The 22,683-nt window shown below is 72.2% G+C and carries 17 protein-coding genes; 8 read left to right on the top strand and 9 right to left on the bottom strand.

What is annotated here, in order from left to right:
- Positions 1-212 precede the first annotated feature (212 nt).
- The 3 genes from ACGF12_RS14605 to ACGF12_RS14615 all read left to right on the top strand — a co-directional run bounded on the left by ACGF12_RS14605 (position 213) and on the right by ACGF12_RS14615 (position 1,845).
- Positions 213-524, top strand: coding sequence for a hypothetical protein (locus ACGF12_RS14605; RefSeq protein WP_393028713.1), 312 nt, complete (start codon positions 213-215; stop codon positions 522-524).
- Positions 521-1,075, top strand: coding sequence for an acyl-CoA thioesterase (locus ACGF12_RS14610; RefSeq protein ID WP_393028715.1), 555 nt, complete (start codon positions 521-523; stop codon positions 1,073-1,075). The genes ACGF12_RS14605 and ACGF12_RS14610 overlap by 4 nt, the downstream gene beginning before the upstream one ends.
- 374 nt (positions 1,076-1,449) lie before the next feature.
- Positions 1,450-1,845 (top strand): DUF2267 domain-containing protein, encoded by a 396-nt coding sequence (locus tag ACGF12_RS14615; RefSeq protein WP_387629183.1) that lies wholly within the window; start codon positions 1,450-1,452, stop codon positions 1,843-1,845.
- Here the strand turns inward: ACGF12_RS14615 and manA are convergent.
- The 7 genes from manA to ACGF12_RS14650 all read right to left on the bottom strand — a co-directional run bounded on the left by manA (position 1,809) and on the right by ACGF12_RS14650 (position 11,804).
- Positions 1,809-3,065: a mannose-6-phosphate isomerase, class I gene (gene manA, locus ACGF12_RS14620; RefSeq protein ID WP_393028717.1), complete on the bottom strand. Its 1,257-nt coding sequence runs from the start codon at positions 3,063-3,065 to the stop codon at positions 1,809-1,811. The two genes, ACGF12_RS14615 and manA, sit on opposite strands and share 37 nt — an antisense overlap.
- Positions 3,066-3,118: 53 nt before the next feature.
- The gene (locus ACGF12_RS14625) at positions 3,119-4,030 is read right to left on the bottom strand and encodes an ROK family protein (protein WP_393028751.1); all 912 of its coding nucleotides are present in this window, start codon (positions 4,028-4,030) and stop codon (positions 3,119-3,121) included.
- A gap of 164 nt (positions 4,031-4,194) precedes the next feature.
- On the bottom strand, positions 4,195-7,236 hold the full coding sequence (locus tag ACGF12_RS14630; RefSeq protein ID WP_393028719.1) for an alpha-mannosidase: 3,042 nt from the start codon (positions 7,234-7,236) through the stop codon (positions 4,195-4,197).
- A gap of 41 nt (positions 7,237-7,277) precedes the next feature.
- On the bottom strand, positions 7,278-8,534 hold the full coding sequence (locus ACGF12_RS14635; protein ID WP_393028721.1) for a glycosyl hydrolase: 1,257 nt from the start codon (positions 8,532-8,534) through the stop codon (positions 7,278-7,280).
- Between the two features lie 59 nt (positions 8,535-8,593).
- The gene (locus ACGF12_RS14640; protein ID WP_393028723.1) at positions 8,594-9,499 is read right to left on the bottom strand and encodes a carbohydrate ABC transporter permease; all 906 of its coding nucleotides are present in this window, start codon (positions 9,497-9,499) and stop codon (positions 8,594-8,596) included.
- 4 nt (positions 9,500-9,503) lie between these two features.
- Positions 9,504-10,376, bottom strand: coding sequence for a carbohydrate ABC transporter permease (locus ACGF12_RS14645; RefSeq protein WP_393028725.1), 873 nt, complete (start codon positions 10,374-10,376; stop codon positions 9,504-9,506).
- 138 nt (positions 10,377-10,514) lie between these two features.
- Complete coding sequence (locus ACGF12_RS14650; protein ID WP_393028727.1) at positions 10,515-11,804, bottom strand: ABC transporter substrate-binding protein; 1,290 nt, start codon at positions 11,802-11,804, stop codon at positions 10,515-10,517.
- A 131-nt stretch (positions 11,805-11,935) separates the two neighbouring features.
- On the opposite strand from ACGF12_RS14650, the gene ACGF12_RS14655 reads away from it, so the two are divergent.
- The 4 genes from ACGF12_RS14655 (at position 11,936) to ACGF12_RS14670 (ending at position 20,551) form a co-directional block, all read left to right on the top strand.
- The gene (locus tag ACGF12_RS14655) at positions 11,936-13,018 is read left to right on the top strand and encodes a LacI family DNA-binding transcriptional regulator (protein WP_393028729.1); all 1,083 of its coding nucleotides are present in this window, start codon (positions 11,936-11,938) and stop codon (positions 13,016-13,018) included.
- A gap of 155 nt (positions 13,019-13,173) precedes the next feature.
- The gene (locus ACGF12_RS14660) at positions 13,174-15,612 is read left to right on the top strand and encodes a discoidin domain-containing protein (RefSeq protein ID WP_393028731.1); all 2,439 of its coding nucleotides are present in this window, start codon (positions 13,174-13,176) and stop codon (positions 15,610-15,612) included.
- Between the two features lie 41 nt (positions 15,613-15,653).
- On the top strand, positions 15,654-19,859 hold the full coding sequence (locus ACGF12_RS14665; RefSeq protein WP_393028733.1) for an NEW3 domain-containing protein: 4,206 nt from the start codon (positions 15,654-15,656) through the stop codon (positions 19,857-19,859).
- On the top strand, positions 19,856-20,551 hold the full coding sequence (locus ACGF12_RS14670; protein WP_393028735.1) for a hypothetical protein: 696 nt from the start codon (positions 19,856-19,858) through the stop codon (positions 20,549-20,551). Before ACGF12_RS14665 ends, ACGF12_RS14670 begins: the two co-directional genes overlap by 4 nt.
- 26 nt (positions 20,552-20,577) lie before the next feature.
- Here the strand turns inward: ACGF12_RS14670 and ACGF12_RS14675 are convergent, their stop codons facing one another.
- Complete coding sequence (locus ACGF12_RS14675; protein WP_393028737.1) at positions 20,578-21,081, bottom strand: hypothetical protein; 504 nt, start codon at positions 21,079-21,081, stop codon at positions 20,578-20,580.
- A gap of 139 nt (positions 21,082-21,220) precedes the next feature.
- Positions 21,221-21,601 (bottom strand): hypothetical protein, encoded by a 381-nt coding sequence (locus tag ACGF12_RS14680; RefSeq protein ID WP_393028739.1) that lies wholly within the window; start codon positions 21,599-21,601, stop codon positions 21,221-21,223.
- On the opposite strand from ACGF12_RS14680, the gene ACGF12_RS14685 reads away from it, so the two are divergent.
- On the top strand, positions 21,600-22,592 hold the full coding sequence (locus tag ACGF12_RS14685) for a hypothetical protein (protein WP_393028741.1): 993 nt from the start codon (positions 21,600-21,602) through the stop codon (positions 22,590-22,592). The two genes, ACGF12_RS14680 and ACGF12_RS14685, sit on opposite strands and share 2 nt — an antisense overlap.
- Positions 22,593-22,683 lie beyond the last annotated feature (91 nt).

Here is a 22,683-nt window from a genome sequence, read left to right on the forward strand (position 1 = left end):
CGTTCTGCTTACCGCGATCGGCTGATGGGGCATATTGTGTACTCCCGCAAACTACTCCAATAGGAGTCAGTTTCCCGTCGCGGTCCGAAAACCATCTGCGGAGCCGCGCCGACTGGGATAGCGTCGAAGGCGTCGGGGGGTCGACACCGATCCGGTGTATTCGAACGCTAGCTACCGGGCCGTAACGGCTCGAATTTGTCATGGAGAAAAGCATGCAGAATTCCCCCAGGGAAAGCCGGTCGGATGTTATCGACGATCTGCTGCTCGCGGTCGACTCGCTGGCCGAATTCCCGGCCGGGAACGCGGCCGGCGCGGCCGATGTCACCGAGCGGCTCGCGGCCGTCGCCGAACTCTGCCGTTCGGTCGACGCGGTGCTCGACAGCCTGGTCGTCCAGGCGGCCGCCGAGGCCGCCGAGGAGGGGTGGACCGCGGCCCGGATGGCGGCCGAACACTCCGGCTACTTCGCCAGGTTGCGGCGCGCGCTGCTCCCCGCCGGGGCCGCGGCCGGGCTGACGCAGCAGTGAGCGCGGTGTACGCCCGCGCGCACGTGCTGTCCTGCCCCACCCGGTGGAGCGACGTCGACGAGAACGGGCACATCAACAACGCCCGGCTGGTCGGCTACATCCAGGAGGGGATTTACGACCTGTTCTGCCACCACGCGACGGCCGTCCGGGAATCGCTTTTCCCGTCCGGATTCATTATCGCGCGGCACGAGATCGATTACCTGGAACAGCTCCACCACGGGCCCGACCCATTGTCGGTGCGGCTGACCGTGGAACGGCTCGGGCGGAGTTCCGCCCAGGTCGAGGTGAATGTCTGCCGCGAGCCGCTCACCTTTATGCGGGCGCGGACCGTGGTGGTCGCGCGGGACCGGGAATCCGGCCGTTCGCGCAAACTCAGCGAGAACGAGCGCCGTTTTCTGTCGGCGTATATGACGGACACGGCGCGCGGCGACGCCCTGGCCGTGCCCGGCCAGGCGACGGTGCCGGGCCCGCGACTGGCGGCCCGGTCCGGTGGCGGCGCGGTCGGCTCCCCGCGCGGCGCGCGCAGACGGTGTCGGGCCTCGGCGGGCTGACCGCCGCCGCTCGAATCCGAGCGTCCCCGGGACTTCTCGTGGGTTCCTGGGGCTTCCCGGGGCTTCCCGGGGGTTCCCGTGCCGGTGATGGCGCGGGCCGGCGGCGTGATCGACAGCGGCGTCGATCCGTCCGTCCGGCACGACGTCGGCGTCCGTCCGTCCGTCCATCCGGCGCCGGCGTCCGCGTCAAGGTTCCGTTCGGGAACGGAGCTCCCGCCCGAATCCGCGGGTATCGGCCCGGCCCGACCGCAGTACGCTGATCAACACGGGAACCGGTACGTCCCTCGGCGGTCACGGGCTGCGATGAGGCAGGCCCGTCGGGACCATCGCCGCCGCCGGTCCGGCCGGATCCCGCCGACCGGATGGAGGACGCGATGACCATCTCCTGGGAGGACTTCCTCGCCCGCATCGTGGAGCGCGGCGAGTACCGGGGCGAAGCGGAGGCCGACCATGCGGCCCGGGTCGTGCTCGGTCTTCTCGGCGAGCACCTGGTGGGCGCCGAACGCCTCGCACTGGCCGACGCGCTGCCCGTGACGTACGCCCCGCTGCTGCGCGACGCGCAGCCGGCCGCCGAGCCGCTGACCGCCGAGCGTTTCGTGGACGCCGTGGTCGGCTGGATCGACGGAGCGACGCCGGCCACCGCGCAGTGGGACATCGGGGCGGTGCTCAGCACCGTGGCGGACCTGGTGCCGGGGGAACAGGTCGACCGGGTGATCGAGCAGCTCCCGGTGGGCTACGACCTGCTCTTCGGCCACCCCTTGCGGGCCTGAGCGACTCCTTCGCCGGTCCGAGCGCCGCCCTGACGGCCCGTGGTGGCCCGGAACAGCTCCGAGCCCGGGCCGGTCAGCTCGACCGGCCCGGCGCCCGGCCGCAGGTACGCGGATGCGCCCGCCGGCAGGTCGAGGTCCGGATGCCCGGGGGCGCGCAGCCGGGCGCGGCCCGCGACGCAGAGCAGGATCTGCGGGGTGGGTAGTTCGACGCGGACGGGGGTGTCGCCCGGGCGCAGCCGGGAGAGGCGGAACTCCTCGGCGGGGGAGGGGAATTCGGCGCTCCGGGCGTCGGCGGTGAGCACCTCGGGCGGGCCGGTGCGGAAGTCTGTGACCGCCAGCAGGCCGTCGACGTCGACGTGCTTGGCGGTGAGCCCGCAGCGCAGCACGTTGTCCGAGTTGGCCATCAACTCCACGCCGGTGCCCCGGAGGTAGGCGTGCGGTACCCCGGCGTCCAGGTACAGCGCCTGCCCGGCGGTGAGCCGGACGTGGTTGAGCAGCAGCGCGGCGAGCAGCCCGGGGTCGCCGGGGTACTGCTCGGCGACCCGGGCGTAGCCGGCGCAGGCCTTGCGGTACGGCCCGCCGGAGGCCGCCGTACGGGCCAAGGCCTCGGTGACGGTGGCGAGTTCGGCGGCGCCGAATGCGGGTTCGGCGGGGCCGGCGGCCAGGGCCTCGCGCAGCAGCGCGGGCAGCACCTCGGCGGCGGGCCGGGTGCGCAGGGCGGCGGCCCAGGGGGCGAGCACGCCGAGGGTGTCCAGCAGCCGGGCGGTGTCGGCGGCCGGGCGGAAGCCGCAGAGGGCCTCGAAGTCTCCCAGCGCGCCGAGCAGTTCGGGCTTGTGTGCGCGGTCCTTGTACACCCGCCGGGGGGAGTCCAGCGGGATGCCCCGGGCCTCCTCGTCCGCGTATCCGGCCTCGGCCTGGGCGCGGGTCGGGTGGACCTGGAGGGAGAGCGCCCGCTCGGCGGCCAGCACCTTGAACAGGAAGGGCAGCGTCGGACCGAACTGCCGTACGGTGTCCGGCCCCAGCAGTCCGTCCGGATCGGCGGCGATCAGCTCGTCGAGTGGCCGGCCGTTCAGCCGGGACGGCGCCGAAGGGTGCGCGCCCATCCACAGTTCGGCCTGCGGGGTGCCGTCGGGCCCGGTGCCGGTGAGCGCGGGGATGGCCGTGGTGGAGCCCCAGGCGTAGCGGCGGACCGGGTTGTCGAGCAGGGCGTAGGGCGGCATGGTGCGGGCCTCCGAACGGGGCGTGGTGCCGGCGGGCGGCGGGCAGCGGGCGGTCAGCGGCAGAGCGCGGCCGCGCCGATCAGCCCGGCGTCGGTGCCGAGTTCGGCGCGCCGCACGTCCAGGCCGCGGATGTACGAGAGGGCGGCGTAGCGGTCCAGGTGGCGGGCGAGCGGGGTGAACAGCACCTCCCCCGCGGTGGCGACGCCGCCGCCGACCACCACACGGTCGAGGTCGACCAGGGCGGCCGTGGCGGCGATCCCGGCGGCCAGTGCTTGGGCGGCGCGGTCGAAGGAGGCGAGCGCGATCGGGTCCCCGGCCACGGCCGAGGCGGCGACGGCCCGGGCCGTCCGGTCGTCGGTGCCCGGAAGGCCCCGCCAGCCGTCGGCGAGGGCCCGGCGGGCGATCGCGGTGCCGCTGGCGAGGCCCTCCAGGCAGCCGCGCGAGCCGCACGGGCAGGGCTCGCCGTCCAGGTCGACGCTGATGTGGCCGAGGTGCCCGGCGTTGCCGCTGGGGCCGGGCCGGACGGCGCCGTCGAGCACCAGCCCCGCGCCGACGCCCGTCGAGACCACCAGGCAGAGCGCGTTGGCGGCGCCCCGGGCCGCGCCTTGCCAGTGCTCGGCGGCGGCCATCGCGACGCCGTCCCCGGCCAGGCGGACGGGCAGCGCCCGGGCGGCCACCGCCGGGTGCGCGGCGACCTCGGCGACCAGGGGGAAGGCGCGCCAGCCGGGAATGTTCACCGGGCTGACGGTGCCGCCGACGAGGTCGACCGGGCCGGCGCTGCCGATCCCGACGGCCGTCACGGCGGACCAGTCGGCCGTACCGGCCAGCTGGTCCAGCACCTTGTGCACGACGGCGAGCACGGCCGGGCCCGGCTCCCGCGCCGGGGTGGGCAGCTGGAGCCGGTGGCGCAGCCGTCCGTCGCCGTCGACCAGCGCGCCGGCGATCTTGGTGCCGCCGATGTCCATGGCGGCGAAGAGGGGGGTGAGCGGCACGGTGGGCTCCATGGGGTGGGAGGGGCGGCGCCCCGGCCGCGGGGGTCGGGGCGCCGCACAGCGTACGCGGCTCGGGCGGTCAGCCGGTCAGCCGGTCAGGCGTCCAGCCGGTCGTGCCGAGCCGCGGCACGACCGGTTCAGCCCGCGGCGCTGAGCCGCAGCGTGACGAGTTCGAACGGCCGCAGTGCCAGCCGCACTCCGCCGTCCTCCAGCGCGACCTCGCCGCGGGTGCCGTCCCAGGGCCGCTCCAGCAGGTCGCAGGGGACGGCGCCGGCCAGCGGGAAGGAGGTGGTGAGCCGGCCCCGGGAGCGGCCGCCGCCCGCCTCGTAGACCCGGACGATCAGATCCCCGCTGCGGTCGTCGGCGAGCTTGACCGCGCTGACCACCAGGGCGTCGTTGTCCAGCTCGACCAGCGGCGCGACCTGCTCGACGCTGCCGGTGACCCGCCGCTCGGGCAGGCCGATCCGGTAGCCCTCGCGGACGGCGTCGGCGATCGCCGCGCCCGGGACCAGGGCGTGCCGGAAGCGGTGCAGGCCCTGGTCGGTCCTCGGGTCGGGGAAGCGCGGGGCGCGCAGCAGCGAGAAGCGGACCGTGGTGGTGGTGCCGCCGTCGCCGTCGCGCACGGTGCGGGTGACGTCGTGGCCGTAGGTGGAGGCGGTCACCAGGGCGATGCCCCAGCCGGGCTCGTCCAGGTGGACGAAGCGGTGGTTGCAGGCCTCGAACTTGGCGGCGTCCCAGCTGGTGTTGGTGTGGGTGGGCCGGTAGAGGTGACCGAACTGGGTCTCGGCGGCGTAGCGCTCGGTGTGGATGTCCAGCGGGAACGCGGCCTTGAGGAACTTCTCGGTCTCGTGCCAGTCGACCTCGGTGTCGATGTCGAGCCGCTGCTCGCCGGCCCGCAGGGTGAGGGTCTGGACGACGGTGGAGGAGCCGAAGGAGCGCGCGATCCGGACCGAGGCCTGGCTGCTGGTGGCCGAGGCGGTGAGCGAGTCCACGCCGGTCAGGTCGGTGACGGTGTTGCGATAGAACTGGTCGACGTCCCAGGCGTCCCACATGTTGGGGAAGTCGGGGTGCAGCTGGAGCAGGTTGGCGCGGCCGCCGGGGGCGACGCTCTCCCGGCCGCTCGCCGTCTCGACCACCGAACCGATCAGGCCGTCGGCGTCGACCACGACCTCCAGCAGGCCGTTGCACAGCGTGAAGCCGCCCCCGTCCACCGGCGCAACCGAGCAGGCCGTACCGTCCTGGACGGCGACCGCCGCCCCGCCCGCCGGAACGGCCGAGCGCGCGTGCGGCGCCGCGTTGAACACCAGCTCGCGCCCGCCCGAGGCGGCCCCGGCCAGGGCCTGCTGGGCGGCTTCGACCAGCGCCTCCAGCTCCCCCGCCAGCGCCGCGTACGTCGCCTCGGCCTCGCGGTGCACCCAGGCGATCGAGGAGCCGGGCAGGATGTCGTGGAACTGGTGCAGCAGGACGGTCTTCCAGATCCGGTCCAGCTGCTCGTACGGGTACTCGGCGCCGGTGCGCAACGCGGCGGTGGCGCACCAGAGTTCGGCCTCGCGCAGCAGGTTCTCGCTGCGCCGGTTGCCCTGCTTGGTCCTCGCCTGGCTGGTCAGGGTGGCCCGGTGCAGCTCCAGGTAGAGTTCGCCGACCCAGACCGGCGGGTTCGGGTACTCGGCCTCCGCCTTGGCGAAGAACTCGGCGGGCTTCTCCCAGCGGACGGTGGCCGATCCCTCAAGGCTCTTCATCCTGGCCGCCTTGGCGACCATCTCGCGGGTCGTCCCGCCGCCGCCGTCGCCCCAGCCGGTCGGGGCGAGCGAGTGCCGGGCCACCCCCTTGTCCTTGAAGTTCCGTGCCGCGTGGGCGATTTCACTGCCCTTCATGGAGCAGTTGTAGGTGTCCACGGGCGGGAAGTGGGTGAAGATCCGGGTCCCGTCGATGCCCTCCCAGAGGAAGGTGTGGTGCGGGAACCTGTTGACCTGGCTCCACGAGATCTTCTGGGTCAGCAGCCACTTGGAGCCCGCGTTGCGGATGATCTGCGGCAGACCGCCGGTGAAGCCGAAGGTGTCCGGCAGCCACGCCTCGTGGTTCTCGACCCCGAACTCCTCCAGGAAGAACCGCTTGCCGTGCACGAACTGGCGGGCCATCGCCTCGGAGCTCGGCATGTTGGTGTCGGACTCCACCCACATGCCGCCGGCCGGGACGAACCGCCCCTCGGCCACCGCCTTGCGGACCCGCGCGTACACCTCGGGGCGGTGCTCCTTGATCCAGGCGTACTGCTGCGCCTGGGACATGGTGTAGAGGAAGTCCGGCTCGTCCTCCAGCAGGGCGGTCATGTTGGCGGTGGTGCGGGCCACCTTGCGGACGGTCTCGCGCAGCGGCCAGAGCCAGGCGGAGTCGATGTGGGCGTGGCCGATCGCGCTGATCCGGTGCGCGGACGGCGCGGCGGGCGCGGAGAGCACGGCCGCCAGCTCCGAACGGGCGGCGGCAGCGGTCCCGTTGACGTCCTGCAGGTCGACCGTGTCGAGGCAGCGCTCGACCGCACGCAGGACCTCCCAGCGGCGGGCGTTGTCCACCGGCAGCTCGGCCATCAGCTCGCCGAGCACCTCCAGGTCCAGCGACAGCTGCCAGACCGTGTCGTCGAAGACCGCCAGGTCCATCCGGGCCAGCTTGTACTGCGGCTGGTCGCCGGCCGTCTCCTTGTCGCCCAACTCGGTGGGCAGGAAGGGGTGGTAGTCCAGGATCACCGGGTTGGCGGCAGCCTCGACGTGCAGCAGCACCTGCTCGCCGCCGGCCGCCGGGGCGGCGATCCGCACCCACTGGTTGCGCGGGTTGAGGCCCTTCACCGGACTGCCGTCCGGGCGGTAGACCAGGCCCTCGCACTGGAAGCCGGGCATGTTGGCGTCGAAGCCGAGGTCGATCAGCGCCTCTACCGTCCGCCCGGCCCAGGCCTCGGGGACGGTGCCGGTCACGGTCAGCCAACTGGTGCCCCAGGGCGCGCCCCAGGCGTCGCCGACCGCGATCGGGGTGCGCGGCGCGGCCAGGCCCTCGGCGACCGGGACGGGCTCGCCGGTGGCGGTCCAGATGCCGACCTCCAGCGGGACGGACTCGGGGTGGACCGCCGGGAGGATGCGCTCCTCCAGGACGCGCTTGAGGCGGGACTCGACCAGGGTGCGGTCATCGTGCATGTCGGCAGGCTCCGTTGCGTGCTGGGGGACGGTGAGGACGGCTACAGGGAACGTACGTCGTCGGGGTGGACCACCTCGGTGATGCCGCGCGCGGCCAGGTGCGCCCGGTCGCCGGCGCGCTCGGCGAGCACGGTGGTCGGGCGGGCGCCCGCCTCGGCGAGGCGCATGAACGCCTCGTACACCGGTTCGCCGGGGCCGCAGACCGAGCGCCGGGGGGAGGTGACCTCGTCGCCGGCGACCACCACCACGGCGGTGCCGCGGGGCCCCGGCGGCTGCCAGGAGCGGCGGGCCTCGGCGGCGGCCTCGGCGAGCCGGGCGCCGGCCGGCTTGACCCGCCGGTCGGTGGTCAACAGGCCGAGGCTGTACTCGAGTTCGGGGAAGTCGGCGAGCGAGCGGTCCACGTCGTGCGAGCACCACCAGGTGACGCCCCACAGGTCCGGGCAGTCCAGCACGGCCTCGACGGTCGCCCCGGTGAACCGGGCCGCGTCCTCGGCGCCGATGTGCGGGGCGGGCGCGCCGACCTCCTGCAGCCAGACCGGGCGGGCCGGGTCGTCCGCCCAGGCCTTGGACAGCTCCACCAGGTAGGCGGCGTGCTCGGTGGTGGCGGTGGAGCGGGCGCCGTAGCGCTGGGCGGTGCCGTTGAACACCCAGGAGTGCACGGCGGTGGCGGCGCCCAGTCGGGCCGAGTGCCAGGGGGTGAACGGGTGCCCGTCCAGGTACCAGGCGGCGTCGTAGGAGGCGTGCAGGTGCAGCCGCCCGGGCGCGCCCTGCTCGCAGGCGGCGAGCATCCGGCGCAGCCAGGCCTCGGCCTCGGCGGGGGTGACCCGGTCCGGGTCGGGGTGCGGGGCGCCGGAGAACTGGTTGATCTCGTTGCCGAGCGTCATCCCGAGGAAGTTGGGCCGCTCGCGCAGCGCCTCGGCCAGGGTTCGCAGGTAGGCGGCCTGGCCGTCGAGGACCTCGGGGTCGGTGAAGATGTTCCGCCGGTGCCAGGTCCGGGTCCAGGAGGGCAGGAAGTCGAAGCTCGACAGGTGGCCCTGCAGACCGTCCACCGCGACGTCCAGGCCGCGCTCGCCGGCCGCGTCCACCAGGGCGGTCAGCTGCTCGACGGCGCGCGGGCGGATCAGGGTGCGGTTGGGCTGGAACAGCGGCCAGAGCGGGAAGACCCGGACGTGGTCCAGGCCGAGGGCGGCGATGGAGTCGAAGTCGGCGCGCACGGCGTCGAGGTCGAAGTCGAGCCAGTGGTGGAACCAGCCGGCGCTGGGGGTGTAGTTGACGCCGAAGCGCGGAGGGGTGGTCACGTTGGGCTTCCTCAACTCGGTTGGGGAGTGATGGGAGGCGGGCTCATCCCTTGACGGGCTCATCCCTTGACGGCTCCCTCCTCGACGCCCTTGAAGAAGAAGCGCTGGCAGACGCCGAACACCACGACGATCGGCAGGAAGGCGATCATGGTGCCGGCCGCGATCAGCCGGGGGTTGGCGGAGAAGGTGCCGTTGAGGTACTGGAGCCCGACGGTGAGGGTGTACTTCTGCGGGTCGTTGAGCACGATCAGCGGCCAGAGGAAGTCGTCCCAGGCGCCGATGAAGGTGAAGATGACGATCACACTGAGCATGCCGCGCACATTGGGCAGGCCGATGTGCCACAGCCGCTGCCAGACGTTGGCGCCGTCGACCAGCGCGGCCTGGTCGAGTTCGACCGGTACGGCGGCGAACGCGGTGCGCATCAGCAGCACGTTGAGCATCGCGATCGCGCCGGGCAGGGCGACGCCGGCCAGGCTGTCGGCCAGGCCGAGGCTGCGCACCAGCACGTACTGGGAGGTGATGGTGACCTCGCCGGGCAGGACCAGGGTGGCCAGGAAGAGGCCGAGGACCAGTTTGGCGCCGCGGAAGCGCAGCCGGGCCAGCGCGTAGCCGGCGAGGGTGCAGCCGACCACGTTGCCGGTGATGCAGACGGCGGCCACGATCAGCGAGTTGAGGGCGTAGGTCCACACCGGGACGGTGTCGGCGACCTTGCCGTAGTTGCCGAGGGTGGGCTGGTCGGGGATGAAGCTCGGGGTGCGGGTGAAGACGTCCTCGGCGGGGCCCTTGAGGGAGGTGGAGAGCTGCCACAGGAAGGGGCCGATGACCAGCAGCAGGACGAGGACCAGGAGCAGGTAGCGGGCGGCGGTCCGGGCGGGGGAGGGGGTGTTGAAGCCCCGTGCGGCCTTCGGGCGCCCGGAGGGCTTCGCTGCACGGACGGCGGTCTCGGGTTCGCGGACGGTGGTCACGGGGTCAGGCCGCCTTCCGGTTCAGCCGCATCAGGAACAGCATCGGGCCGAGGGTGATGACGAACAGCAGCAGGCTGAGCGCGGAGGCGTAGCCCAGGTGGCCGTTGAAGCCGCGGCTGTACATCTGGATCAGCATCACCACCGACATGTCCCGGCCGCCGGGCCCGCCCTGGCCGTTGGAGAGCACGTACAGCTCGGAGAACACGCGCAGCGAACTGACCGAGATGAGGGCCGAGATCAGCACCATGGTCGGGCGCACCCCGGGCAGGGTGACGTGCCAGAACCGGCGCAGCGAGCCGGCGCCGTCCACGGCCGCCACCTCGTGCAGCTCGCGCGGGACGTTGGCGAGGGCGGACAGGTAGATGACCATGTAGTAGCCGAGGCCCTTCCAGACGGTCAGGGCGATCGCGCTGAACAGCAGCAGCCAGCGGTCGGTGAGGAAGGAGACCGGGGAGTGGGCCAGCCCGGTCTGCTGGAGCAGGCCGTTGACCAGGCCGCGGTCGTCCAGCACCCAGCCCCAGATCAGCGCCACCACGACGGCGGAGGCGATCACCGGGGTGTAGAAGGCGGTGCGGAAGAAGGTGATGCCGGGGATGCGGCGCTGGACGAGCAGGGCGAGCAGCAACGGCAGGACGGTCAGCAGGGGGAGGCAGGCCAGCATGAAGACGATGCTGTTGAGCAGGGCGGCGGCGAGCTGGTCGTCGTCGAGCAGGCGGCCGTAGTTCTCCAGGCCGGTGAACTGCCCGCCGCCAAGGGGCTTGGCGTTGGTGAAGGACAGGATCACCGTGTTGACGGCCGGCCAGAGGTTGAAGACGGCCAGCCAGAGTATCGCGGGCCCGGCGAGCAGCCAGGGAGTGAACCAGCGCCGGTGGGTCATGCCGTTGCCTTTCGGGGGCCTCGGCCCTGCCGCGGCCCGGGGTGGTGCGGGCCTGGGGGCCTGGGGTACAGGTCGTTCCCGGGGCGGCGGGTGTGGGGGAGACCCGCCGCTTCGCCGGTACGGTCCTCGGAGCGGCAGTCAGCCCTTGAGCAGCTTGTCGCACTGCTCGACGGCGGTGTCCAGCGCCTGCTTGGAACTGGTCTCGCCGCTGATGGCCAGCGCGAACTGCTGCTTGATGATCGTGCCCATCGCGTCGTCCACCTCGACCGGCTGGATCAGCTCGGCCTTGGCGAGCGAGGTGAAGGCGATCACCTTGGCGTCGCCCGCGTTGGTGCCGTCGCTCTTGCTGAAGAACGGGTCGTTCGCGGAGGCCTTGGTGGACGGGAAGACGCTGGTCAGGTGGGCGAAGGCGGCCTGGTTCTCGGGGCTGGTGACCCAGCGGGCGAGGGCGACCGCGGCGGCCGGGTTCTTGGTGTTCTTGGGGATGGACAGGCCCTGGACGTACAGCGGCGGGGTGGCCATCGCGGGGGAGGGGACGACCTTCGGGGCGAGCGTCGGGTTGTCGGTGGCGAGGCTGGTGATGAAGTTGCCGCCGCCGGTGGTCCAGGCCGCCGTGCCGGAGCTGAACAGCTTGGAGTTGCCGGCGTAGGTGTCGGTCAGCACGCCGTTCGGCATCAGGCCTTCCTTGAAGGCGTCGCGGTACTTGTCCAGCAGGGCGGCGGCCTCGGGGGTGTTGAAGGTGAAGGACTTGCCGTCGTCGGCCATGATCTTCACGCCGATGTTGTAGAGGTCGCCGAGGCCCGGCTTGCGGCTCATCAGGTAGGTCTGGCCGCCGGACTTCTCCTTCATCACCCGGGCCTGGGCGATCAGTTCGTCCAGGGTGGTCGGGGGCTTCTTCGGGTCCAGGCCGTTCTTCGTGAGGAGTTCCGAACTCCAGTAGTTCACATCGGTGTTGAGGTACCAGGGGTAGCCGAAGGTGCCCTGGTAGCCGTGGTAGCGGTAGGCCTCCACGCCACCGGCGACGTACTCGTCGGCGAGCTTGGGGTCGGCTTTGGCGACGTCCAGCAGGACGTCCTTCTTCGCGAGCGGGAAGGCGAAGTCCGGCGGGAGGTTGACCACGTCGGGCAGGGTGCCGGAGGCGGCCTGGCTGAGCACCTTGTCGGAGTAGCCCTCGCCGGGCTGGTCCAGCCAGTCGACCTCGACGCCGGGGTACTTCTTCTTGAAGCCGTCGATCACGCCCTGCATGTAGTCGGTGAACTTGGGCTTGAGCGCCCAGGTCTGGAGCGAGACCTTGCCCTTGACCTCACCGGTGGCGGCCGCACTCGCCACGCTGTCGCTGCTCCTGCCGTCGCCGGAGCCGAGTCCGCAGCCGGTGAGGGCCGCCGCGGTGAAGGCCGTTGTCGTCAGTGCCGCCCAGATTCTTCGCATGAGGGTCTCCCGGTCCTGGGGGTGGGTGGGGGATGGTGCGGAAATCAGAATCTGACTAACTAAACCGGTCTAGCTATGGCAGGGACTATGCTCCCGCCTAAACTTGGCTGTCAAGAGAGGAGTCGGGTTCTGTGGGCAGACCGACGATCGCCGACATCGCGCGCCAGGCCGGCGTCTCCAAGGGCGCGGTGTCCTTCGCGCTCAACGGCCGCCCGGGGGTCAGCGAGGCGACCAGGGCCCGGATCCTGCGGGTGGCCGAGGAGATGAACTGGCGGCCGCACAGCGCCGCGCGCGCCCTCGGCGGGGCCAAGGCGGACGCCGTCGGCCTGGTGATCGCCCGCCCGGCCCGCACCATCGGTGTCGAGCCGTTCTTCAGCCAGCTGCTCTCCGGTCTGCAGGCCGTGCTCTCGGCCGGCTCGGTCGCGCTGCACCTGATGGTCGTCGAGGACACCGCCGCCGAGATCGAGGTCTACCGGCGCTGGGCCTCCGAGCACCGGGTGGACGGCTTCATCGTGGTCGACCTGCAGGTCAAGGACCCGAGGCTGCCGGTGCTGGACGAACTCGGGCTGCCCGCCGTCGTCCTGGGCGGGCCCGGCAAGGGCGGCAACCAGCTGCGGATCTGGGCCGACGACCGGGAGGCGATGCTCTCCATCGTCGACTACCTGGCCGCCGTCGGGCACCGCCGGATCGCACACCTGGCCGGACTGCCGCACTTCCAGCACACCCAGCGGCGGATCCGCGCGCTGCGCGACGCCTCGCGCCGGCTCGGACTGGAGGAGGCGGTCTCGGTGCCCACCGACTTCAGCGACGCCGAGGGCGCGGCGGCCACCCGCACCCTGCTCTCCCGGGCCAGGCGGCCCACCGCGATCGTCTACGACAGCGACGTGATGGCCGTCGCCGGGCTCGGCGTGGCGGGGGAGATGGGCGTCGCGGTGCCCGGCGAGCTGTCCATCGTCTCCTTCGACGACTCGGTGCTCGCCCGGATCGTCCACCCGCCGCTGACCGCGCTCAGCCGGGACACCTTCGCGCTCGGCGAGCAGGTCGCGCGCAGCCTGCTGGAGGCGGTGGACGGGACCGGGCCCGGACGGGACCTGCAGATGCCCACGCCCCGGCTGACCGTACGGGAGTCCACCTCGCCGCCGGGTGCCGCGCCGCACTCACCGGTCGGAGTGGTTGCTGCGGGAGTCGTTGACACGGGTTCTGAACCGGTTTAGCCTCGCTGCGCCGAGGGGGTCCGGTCCTGCGCACTGTCCGCTGTCATGTTCGCTGAATTCCCCCTCGCGATGAGCACCGCCGCGCCCGCATGCACCCGGGCCTGCCGCTGCCGGTGGGCCCGGCCCCACCCACTCCGCTCGATCGGAGCCACCGCATGTCAAGACGTCTCCCCCTGCTGCTCAGCGCCGCGCTCGCGACGGCCGCGCTGGGCGTCGTACCCGCCGCCCAGGCCGCTCCGGTTCCGGCCTCGCCGGTCGTCGCCGCGCCCGGGAGCCAGCCCTACGCCTCGTACTGGTACCCCAGCACCATCCTGAACTGGGACCCGGCCACCGACCCGGACGCCCGGTTCAACCGTTCCCGCGTCCCGCTCCAGCCGCGCACCAGCGACCCGGCCCTGGCCGCCAACCCCAACGCCCGTGCGGGCGAGGGGAAGATCGCCTCGCTGGTCTCCTTCGCCCCCACCTCCAACAACCCCTCCCAGGGCTCGGCCGATCCCAACTACTACGCCTTCGGCTACTGGCAGTACGTCGACAAGCTGGTGTTCTGGGGCGGCTCGGCCGGCGAGGGCCTGATCCTCGCCCCCAACCCGACCGTCATCGACGCCGCCCACCGCAACGGCGTCAAGGTCTACGGCACCGTCTTCTTCCCACCCGCCGCGTACGGCGGCCAGCTCCAGTGGGTGCGCGACTTCGTCCAGAAGTCCGGCGACCGCTACCCCGTCGCCGACAAGCTGGCCCAGGCCGCCCAGTACTACGGCTTCGACGGCTGGTTCATCAACCAGGAGACCGGCGGCGGCGATTCGGGCCTCGCGACCGAGCTGCAGGAGCTGATGCAGTACACCAAGGCGCAGAGCGGCACCGACTTCATGTGGTACGACGCGATGACGACGTCGGGCGCGGTCGACTGGCAGAACGCCCTCACCCCGGCCAACTCGCCGTTCCTGCAGGACGGTCCGAAGCGCACCTCGGACTCGATGTTCCTCAACTTCGGCTGGACGCCCGACGGTCTGGACTCCTCCCGGACGCTGGCCCGGCAGCTCGGCCGCAGCGAGTACGAGCTGTACGCCGGCATCGACACCGAGGCCAACGGCTACAACACCTCCGTCGACTGGAACACCCTCTTCCCGTCCGGACAGCCGCACACCACCTCGCTCGGCCTCTACCGGCCCGAGTGGACCTGGAAGTCCGCCACCGACCGCGCCGACTTCTACGCCAAGGACGCCCGCTACTGGGTCGGCGCCAACAACGACCCCTCGAACACCGACCTCTCCAGCAGCTGGCCCGGCCTGGCCGGCTACGTCGCCGAGTCCTCGCCGATCACCGCCAAGCCCTTCGTCACCAACTTCAACACCGGCCAGGGCGACTTCTACAACGCGGCCGGCACCCGGGTCGCCACCGGCGGCTGGAACAACCTCTCGCTCCAGGACGTCCCGCCGACCTACCGCTGGGTGGTCAACTCCACCGGCAGCAAGCTGAGTCCCTCCGTCGACTTCACCGACGCCTATCAGGGCGGCTCCTCGCTGCGGCTGACCGGCACCCTGGACGCCGCCAACACCGTGCGACTGTACGAGACCAGCCTGCCGGTCGCGGCGAACACCAAACTCGACCTGGTGGTCAAAACCCCGGCCGCCGGCCCGACCAAGCTCAAGGCCGCCCTCGCCTTCACCGACTCCCCGGGCGGCTTCACCACCGTGGACGTCGGCGACGACTCCGGCACCGGCTGGGAACGCCACACCCTCGACCTCTCCCCGTACGCGGGCCGGACCATCTCCCAACTCGCCCTCCAGGTGGACGGCGCCGACCCGGCGTACGACCTCCGAGTCGGCCAAGTCGCCGTCCACGACGGGGCGATGGAGACCCCGGCCGCCCCGAGCGGGCTGACCGTCCTCGGCGCGAGCGACGTGACCGCGGGCGTCAGCCAGTCGCTGCGGCTCTCCTGGACGGCCGCACCCGGCGGCAACGTCCACCACTACGAGGTGTACCGGCGCAACGCGGACGGCAGCCGCACCTTCCTGGGCGCCACACCCAACGACGCGTACTTCGTCGGGAAGCTCGACCGGGCCGGGACCGAGGCCACCACCACGCTGGACGTCGAGGCGGTGTCCACCACGTACGGGCGCTCCACCGCTGCCTCCACCACGGTGAGTTGGACCGGAACGCCGCCCACTTCCACCAACCTGGCGCTGAACCGCCCGGCGACCGCCTCCGGCCAGTGCAACGCCAACGAGGGGCCGGCCAAGGCCGTCAACGGCAGTGTCAGCGGCGGGAACAGCGACAAGTGGTGCACGCTGACCTCGTCCAAGTGGCTTGAGGTGGACCTCGGTTCGGCGAAGAAGCTGAACAGGTTCGTGGTCAAGCACGCCCAGGCGGGCGGCGAGAGCGCCTCGTACAACACCCGGGACTTCTCCGTCCAGATCCGGTCCAACACGACCGACCCCTGGACGACCGTCGCCACCGTGACCGGCAACACGGCCGGGACCACCACCCACCCGGTGAACACCACCGCCCGCTACGTACGGCTGGTCGTCACCAAGCCCACCCAGACCACCGATCCGGCCGCCCGCATCTACGAGTTCGAGGCCTGGGGAGCCTAGACCCGCCCGCTTCTTCGGATCTCCGGAAAGGAACCACCCCCGTGCCGGTCACCACCATCACCGCCGTCGAGAGCACCGACCTGTTCGTCGGCCACGAGGACGCCCCGCGCCAGATCCTGTGGGTGACGATCGACGGCCCGGCCACCCGGATCACCGTCCGCGGGCCGGGCGTCCACGGCGAGGCGACCGGTACGGGGCTGGTCGACGTCCCGCTGGAGATCACCGGCGCGGAGGTCGGCGCCCAACTGCCCGTTACCGTACGGGCGGGGTCGGCGGCGACCGAGGCGCTCGTGGAGGTCGCCGAGCCCGGGTGGACGATGTTCCTGGTCTCCCACTTCCACTTCGACCCGGTCTGGTGGAACACCCAGGCCGCCTACACCTCCCCCTGGGAGCTGCTCTCGGCCGACGCCACCACCCGGCCGCTGTGGGAGCGCAACGGCTTCGCCCTCGTGGACGCCCATCTGGACCTCGCGCTGCGGGATCCGGTGTACAAGTTCGTGCTCGCCGAAGTCGACTATCTGAAGCCGTACTTCGACCAGCACCCGGAGCGCCGCGAGACCCTGCGCCTGCTGCTGGAGCGCGGGCAGGTCGAACTCGTCGGCGGCACCTACAACGAGCCGAACACCAACCTGACCGGTGCCGAGACGACCATCCGCAACATCGTCTACGGCATCGGCTACCAGCGCGACATCCTCGGCGGCGACCCGCAAACCGCCTGGCAACTCGACGTGTTCGGGCACGACCCGCAGTTCCCCGGCCATCTCGCCGCGGCCGGCCTCACCGGCAGCGCCTGGGCCCGCGGGCCGTTCCACCAGTGGGGCCCGATCCAGAAGAACTTCCGCGAGGGCAAGGACGACGCCCGGGTGATGCAGTTCCCGAGCGAGTTCGAATGGATCGCGCCCGGCGGGGAGGGCGTGCTCACCCACTACATGCCCCACCACTACTCGGCCGGCTGGTGGATGGACTCCTCGCCCGACCTCGCCACCGCCGAGCAGGCCGTGTACGAGCTCTACCGGAAGCTCAAGCCGGTTGGCGCCACGAAGAACCTGTTGCTGCCGGTGGGGACGGACTACACCCCGCCGAACAAGTGGGTCACCGAGATCCACCGCTCCTGGGCCGCCAAGTACCTGTGGCCGCGCTTCGTCTGCGCCACCCCGCGCGACTTCCTGGACGCCGTCCGGGCCGAATTGTCTGTGAGCGGCCGCCGACTCAGCCCGCAGACCCGCGACATGAATCCCGTGTACACCGGCAAGGACGTCTCGTACATCGACACCAAGCAGGCCCAGCGGGCGGGTGAGGTCGCGGCGGTGGACGCGGAGAAGCTCGCTACGCTGGCCGCCGTCCACGGGCTCGGACGCTACCCGGCCGCCGCGCTCGACAAGGTGTGGCGCCAACTCGCCTACGGCGCACACCACGACGCGATCACCGGCTCGGAGTCGGACCAGGTGTACCTGGATCTGCTGGGCGGCTGGCGGGAGGCGTACGACCTGGCGTCGGCCGTGCGGGACGCGGCGCTGGACGCGCTGACGGCGCGGATCTCGACGGTGGGCGTCGGGGCGGCAGTCGGGGCCGGGGCGGCGGTGGTGGTGACCAACACGCTGTCCTTCGACCGGACGGACCTGGTGGTGGTCGAACTCCCCGACGGTGTGCGGTCGGTGCGGGTACTGGACGAGGCGGGTTCGCCGGTGCCGAGCGTCGTCGACCGGGGGAGGCTGCGCTTCCTGGCCGAGGACGTTCCCGCGCTCGGCTGGCGGACCTGGCGGCTGGTGGAGGGCGCCGCCGTCTCCGCCTGGACGGCCGCCGAAGGCGCGGTGATTACCAACGAGCGGTACCGGGTGACCGCCGACCCGGCGCGCGGCGGCGGGCTCTCCTCGGTCTACGACCTGCTGCACGAACGGGAGTTGATCCAGGACGGCCGGATCGGCAACGAGCTGCGGGTGTACGAGGAGTACCCGCAGCACCCCGACTTCGGCGAGGGCCCGTGGCACCTGGTGCCGAGCGGGCCGGTGGTCGGCTCCGGGACCGCCGGGGCCTCGGTCCGGCGGGAGACCGGCCCGCTCGGCGAGCGGCTGGTGATCGCAGGGACGGTCGACGGGCTCCGCTACGAGCAAACGGTCACGCTGTGGCGGGACCTCGATCGGGTGGACTGCCGGACCAGGGTCGTGGACTACTCCGGCGCCGACCGGCTGCTGCGGCTGCGCTTCCCGGTGGAGGTGCCCGGCGGGCTCCCGGTCAGCGAGGTCGCGGGAGCGGTCATCGGGCGCGGCTTCGCGATGCCGGACGTGGACTCGGCGGAGGCGCCGTGGACGCTGGACAACCCGGCCAACACCTGGTTCGGGCTGGGCGCTACGGCGCGGGTGGAGCTCACCGATCCGATAGGGACGGTGGTCGGCTCGCGGGCGCTGGGCGTGGCGGAGGTGGTCGTGCCGACGCTGGACGACGCGGCGGACGCCCGGCCACTGGTGGTCGCCCTCGCCCGGGTCGGGGTCACCACCACCACCGCGGGGTCGGACTGGGCGCGGTACGGGTGGCTGGACGTGGACTCCAACCTGCCGGACTTCCGGATCGTCGTCGGCGGCCCGGAAGTCAACGATGCTGCACGGGAGTTGATCGAGCGGTCGGGGGAGGAGTACGCGGCGGTACTGAAGGCGCACGGCGCGGTGTGGGTACCGGCGCTGACGCCGCTCACCGAGGTGTGGCGGCCGGACGCCGACCTGCGCGACCTGCGTTCCCTTCCCGCCTTGGTCGTATCGGACGTGGCGGCGCTGGTGGACGACCTCGCGGACGCGCGGATCACCGCCGTCTGCCCTTCTGTGGTTTTGGACCAACTCGCCGACCGCACCGTGGCGTTGCTCAGCTTCGGCCTGCCCGGCTTCGCGGTGGACGCCACCGGCGCGCTGCACCTGTCGCTGATGCGCTCGTGCACCGGCTGGCCGTCGGGAGTGTGGATCGACCCGCCCCGGCGCACCCTGCCGGACGGCGTCTCCTTCCAGCTCCAGCACTGGACGCACGAGTTCACCTATGCGCTGGTCGGCGGCGACGGCGACTGGCGGGCGCAGACGCTGCCCGCCCGGGGGCAGGAGTTCAACCACCCGCTGTACGCGCGGGTCGTGGACGCGCAGGAGGGGCCGCTACCGGCCACGCTGTCCTGGCTGCGGGTCGAACCGCAGCGCGAGGTGCTGCTCGGCGCGCTCAAGCCCGCCGGCAACCCGATCGCCCACGGTTCGGCTTCTGCGGAGGGCGGGCGGGACCTCACCGTCCGGCTGGTCGAGTCCACCGGCCTCGGGCGGACGGCGCAGCTCGGCGGCGCGCTCGGCCTGGACGAGGTGCGGCCCGCCGACCTGCTGGAACGCCCGCTCGGGGAGCCGGCCGACGTCCTCGACCTGGCCGGTTCACAGATCGCCACCCTGCTCGCGGCTCCTGCGGTGACGGCGGAGGGCGGCGGCCCCGTGCTCGGCCCGGTCGCCGAGCCCGCCCAGCCCGTCCACGCCCGCTACTGGCTGCACAACCGGGGCCCGGCACCGCTCGGGTACCTGCCGGTGTCGGTCGGCGCCTCGCCGGGGCTGCTGCGGACGGCGGGGGAGGCGGTGACGTTCTCGGCCGCGCTCTCCTCGCAGCTGCGGGACGCCGCCGTCGAGGGCGCGGCCGTCGTCCTGCCGCCGGAGGGCTGGGCGTCGAGCCTCGGCAGCCGCCCGTACCGGCTGGAGGCGGGCGGGCACCTGCGCTTCCCGGTCACCCTGACCCCGCCGGCGGACGCCGAACCCGGGCTGCACTTCGCCGCCGTCCGGATCGAGCACGACGGCCAGCAGATCGAGGACGTGGTCACGATCGCCGTCGGCGACCTGCCCGAGCTGCTGCCCGTCCCCGGGGACACCCCCGAGGACTGGACGGCGGCCCAGGGCACCAAGGCCGCGACCGGTCGGGACACCGGCCTGTCCGTCGACGTCTCCCACGAGTCCCTGCACCTGGCCCCCGGCGGCCGCACCACCCTCGGCCTCACCCTCACCAACCGCACGCGCGGCGAGATCCGAGGCGAACTCCAACTGGTCTCCCCGTGGGGCACCTGGGAGGCCATCGCCGACCCGGTACGCGGCTTCACCGTCCCGGCCGACTCCTCCGTGACCGTCGACTTCGACATCGCCGCCCCCGAGTCCACCGACCCCGGCGCGTACTGGGCGCTGGCCAAGGTCATGTGGTTCGGCCGCTGCCAGTACGCCCCGACCGTCGCCCTGGTGGTGGAGGCATGACTCTCGGCCTGCTCGACGGACACCCGCTCCCTCGTACCGCTCTCTCCGAGCGCCTCGCCGCCCTCCGGAGCGGCCCACGCTCCACCGCGCTGCCCCGGCCGGGCAGCTCGGAGGACCGTCAGCTCGTCCGGTGGGTCGCGCAGGTACTCCTCACCGAAGCCCTCTGCGAGGTGGTCGCCGCGGAACGCGAGCTGCCCGGCAGCGAATCCGGCCCCGCCCGCCTCGACCAACAGGCCGCCGTCGAACTCGGCTCCATCACAGCCGCCGCCTACGAGGGCAGCGCAGTCGTGCGGGCTGTCTACGAGGCGGTCACCGCCGAGGTCGAGCCCTCACCCGATGACATCGCCCACTACCGCACCCTGACCAGTCGCCCGCCGGCCACCCGCTGGCACCTCGCTCTCCCCGACGGCGCCTTCGAGGCCGACCCGGACACCCTCCCTGTGGCCCTCGCGGAGGCCCTCCGCGCCGCCCAACCGGGGGAGTGGGTCACCGTGGGCCCCTGGAAGGCCGCCCTCCTCGCCACCCTCACCATCCCGCAGAACCATGACCCCACCCCCGTCTTCCGCGAAGCCGCCCGTCGAGCTGCCTTCGTCCGCTGGCTCGACCACGAACGCGCCCAACGCCTCACCCTGGTCGAGGGGTTGGAACACCCCGGAGACCCCGGCCAGCCCGACAACCACCACCGCCACTGAGAGGAGCGCCAGTTCGCCCGCCGCGATCAGCCGGTGCCGGACCCGTGTACGGCCTGTTCCCAGAGGTCCAGCCCCACGCGCAGGAGTTCGCGCACGGCCGCGGTCTCCTCGTCCGTCCAGGCTCCGTCGCCCGCGGTCGGTTCGAGAGCTTCGCCGCCGAAGATCTTTTCGTAGGCGTTGTCGTGGATCGGTCCCTGGGAGGGAAGGGGTGGGCCGGTCTTCACGCTGCGGGAGAGGTCTTCGAAGAAGTTCCACGCATCCAGCAGCAATACCGCCGGGACCGGGCCGAGGTCAGGGTGCTCGACCCACCGCCGTACGACACCCAGATCGAGCGTGCCTTCACCCTCCCAGGTGAGCTCCCAGCCGTTGCGATCGCAGCCTTCCTGCAGCGGTGTGAGCTCACGGAACGCGAGGAGTCTTCCGAGTTCGTCAACGACGAACTCATCGGGGGCATCGCCTTCTCCGGGCCGCCAGATGAGCGTCAAGTCCCCTCTCCTGGTCACGATGTGGTACGGAAAGTAGTCAGCCATGCGGTCTCCCTGATGCCGTGGCGGCACTTGCCGCGTTGGTCATTCTGCCTGCCGCGTTCGCCGCGCGGTGACTTCGGATCAGGTGGAGCTGCGGGGCCGGCTGGTCCCGCGCCCCCTTCGGGCGGGACGACGGCGTGCGTCAGATCGGCAGGTCCCAGCCGGGCCCGTCCTCGCTGCGCAGCCAGACGCGCTGGCCGGCGGCCGAGACCGTGATACCGAATTCCTCCTGGTGGGGTTCGCCGGCGGCCTGCCAGCGCTGCACCGCCTGCTCGTCCCGGTCCCACAGACGGGCGGGACCGCGCTGCACGACGGTCCACTCTCCATCGGGGTTGGGCGCCGTCCGTGCCTGTGAACCGGTGGACACGTCCCAGAGGACCTGTTCCGCTCCCGCCCCCAGGCGTTCGGCCGAGGGCGCCGCGAGCTGCGCGACCCAACCGCCGGTCCAGCGGCGGCACAATGGCCACGATGCGCGGAAATCGGTGGTCTCTCCGCCGCCGGCCAGGCGATACTGGCCCGCCATGACGAGCGATGAATACTCGGCCGATCCGGCGTTGCGCCGGGTTCTGGCCAAGGCAGGCGGACCGGAACTGCTGGACCTGCTGGCCGAGGGGCTGACCGGGACGGATCTGACCACGCTGCTCCTGGAAGTCTTCCGACGCCGCGCCGATCGGCTCACCCCGGCCGAGGTGATGCGGCGCTATCGCACCGACCGGTTCGTGACCCCGGCCCCGACCGGCTTCGCGCAGATACGACGAGCCGAAGACTTCCTGCTCTCGGCGCTGCCGGATGACTTCCAGATGCTCACCTTGGCTCCGCTCGTCCCCCTGGCAGCACATACGGCGGTCGCGACCGTCGACCCGCGCAAGGTCGTCGCCACCGTTCGGGGCAGCGAGGTCGCAGCCGACCCGACCAATGCCCTGGCCCTGGAGGCAGCCCAGCGGAGATCCCAGGCCCTGGCCGCCGATCCCCGTTCGGCCGTGCCGGTCCGGTTGGCCGCCACCCAACGAGTCGTACGTGCCCAGCACTTCGACGCTCCCGGCATGCTCGCCCACTTCCAACTGTTCGCCCTGGTGACCGCCGGCCGGGACACCGGCAGCCGGACCTTCGAGCAACAGCACCTGGTCGAGCACCTCCATTTCGCCGTCCAGGCGATGGCACGTGCTGGAGTGCGCCGGACGGAGATCCGCATCACCTGCCTCGACGAGTCCGCCGCTCCGATCCTGGCCCGCACACGTACGGAGCTGGCCGGAACACCGGGCGTTGACATCATCGACGATCCCGACCGGGTGACCGGACGCGGCTACTACACCGGCCTGTGCTACAAGATCTACGCAACCGTCCACGGTCAGCAACTGGAGATCGCGGACGGCGGGTTCGTCGACTGGACCCAGCGCCTCACCGGAAGCCGCAAGGAACGCCTCCTGATCAGCGGATTCGGCGTCGACCGACTCGCCACCATGCTGACGCCAGCCACCGTCACCGAACCGTCACCTCCGGGCCAGACCAGCTAGGAGCGTGGGTCAGTAAGCGGCAACCCGCGTGTGGCTTGTGATCATTCGTACGAGATGATCCTGGTATGCGTGATCAGGAGGGGTTGTTCGA

Origin of the sequence: Kitasatospora sp. NPDC048296 (assembly GCF_043201815.1) — a bacterium.
In the GTDB taxonomy this organism is placed as follows: Bacteria; Actinomycetota; Actinomycetes; order Streptomycetales; family Streptomycetaceae; genus Kitasatospora.

Coding starts and splice junctions, on each gene's coding strand:
- ACGF12_RS14615 (WP_387629183.1), top strand. CDS start 1,450: ATGACCATCTCCTGGGAGGACTTCCTCGCCCGCATCGTGGAGCGCGGC.
- ACGF12_RS14630 (WP_393028719.1), bottom strand. CDS start 7,236: ATGCACGATGACCGCACCCTGGTCGAGTCCCGCCTCAAGCGCGTCCTG.
- ACGF12_RS14670 (WP_393028735.1), top strand. CDS start 19,856: ATGACTCTCGGCCTGCTCGACGGACACCCGCTCCCTCGTACCGCTCTC.
- manA (WP_393028717.1), bottom strand. CDS start 3,065: ATGCCGCCCTACGCCCTGCTCGACAACCCGGTCCGCCGCTACGCCTGG.
- ACGF12_RS14625 (WP_393028751.1), bottom strand. CDS start 4,030: ATGGACATCGGCGGCACCAAGATCGCCGGCGCGCTGGTCGACGGCGAC.
- ACGF12_RS14645 (WP_393028725.1), bottom strand. CDS start 10,376: ATGACCCACCGGCGCTGGTTCACTCCCTGGCTGCTCGCCGGGCCCGCG.
- ACGF12_RS14605 (WP_393028713.1), top strand. CDS start 213: ATGCAGAATTCCCCCAGGGAAAGCCGGTCGGATGTTATCGACGATCTG.
- ACGF12_RS14675 (WP_393028737.1), bottom strand. CDS start 21,081: ATGGCTGACTACTTTCCGTACCACATCGTGACCAGGAGAGGGGACTTG.
- ACGF12_RS14685 (WP_393028741.1), top strand. CDS start 21,600: ATGACGAGCGATGAATACTCGGCCGATCCGGCGTTGCGCCGGGTTCTG.
- ACGF12_RS14660 (WP_393028731.1), top strand. CDS start 13,174: ATGTCAAGACGTCTCCCCCTGCTGCTCAGCGCCGCGCTCGCGACGGCC.
- ACGF12_RS14650 (WP_393028727.1), bottom strand. CDS start 11,804: ATGCGAAGAATCTGGGCGGCACTGACGACAACGGCCTTCACCGCGGCG.
- ACGF12_RS14680 (WP_393028739.1), bottom strand. CDS start 21,601: ATGGCGGGCCAGTATCGCCTGGCCGGCGGCGGAGAGACCACCGATTTC.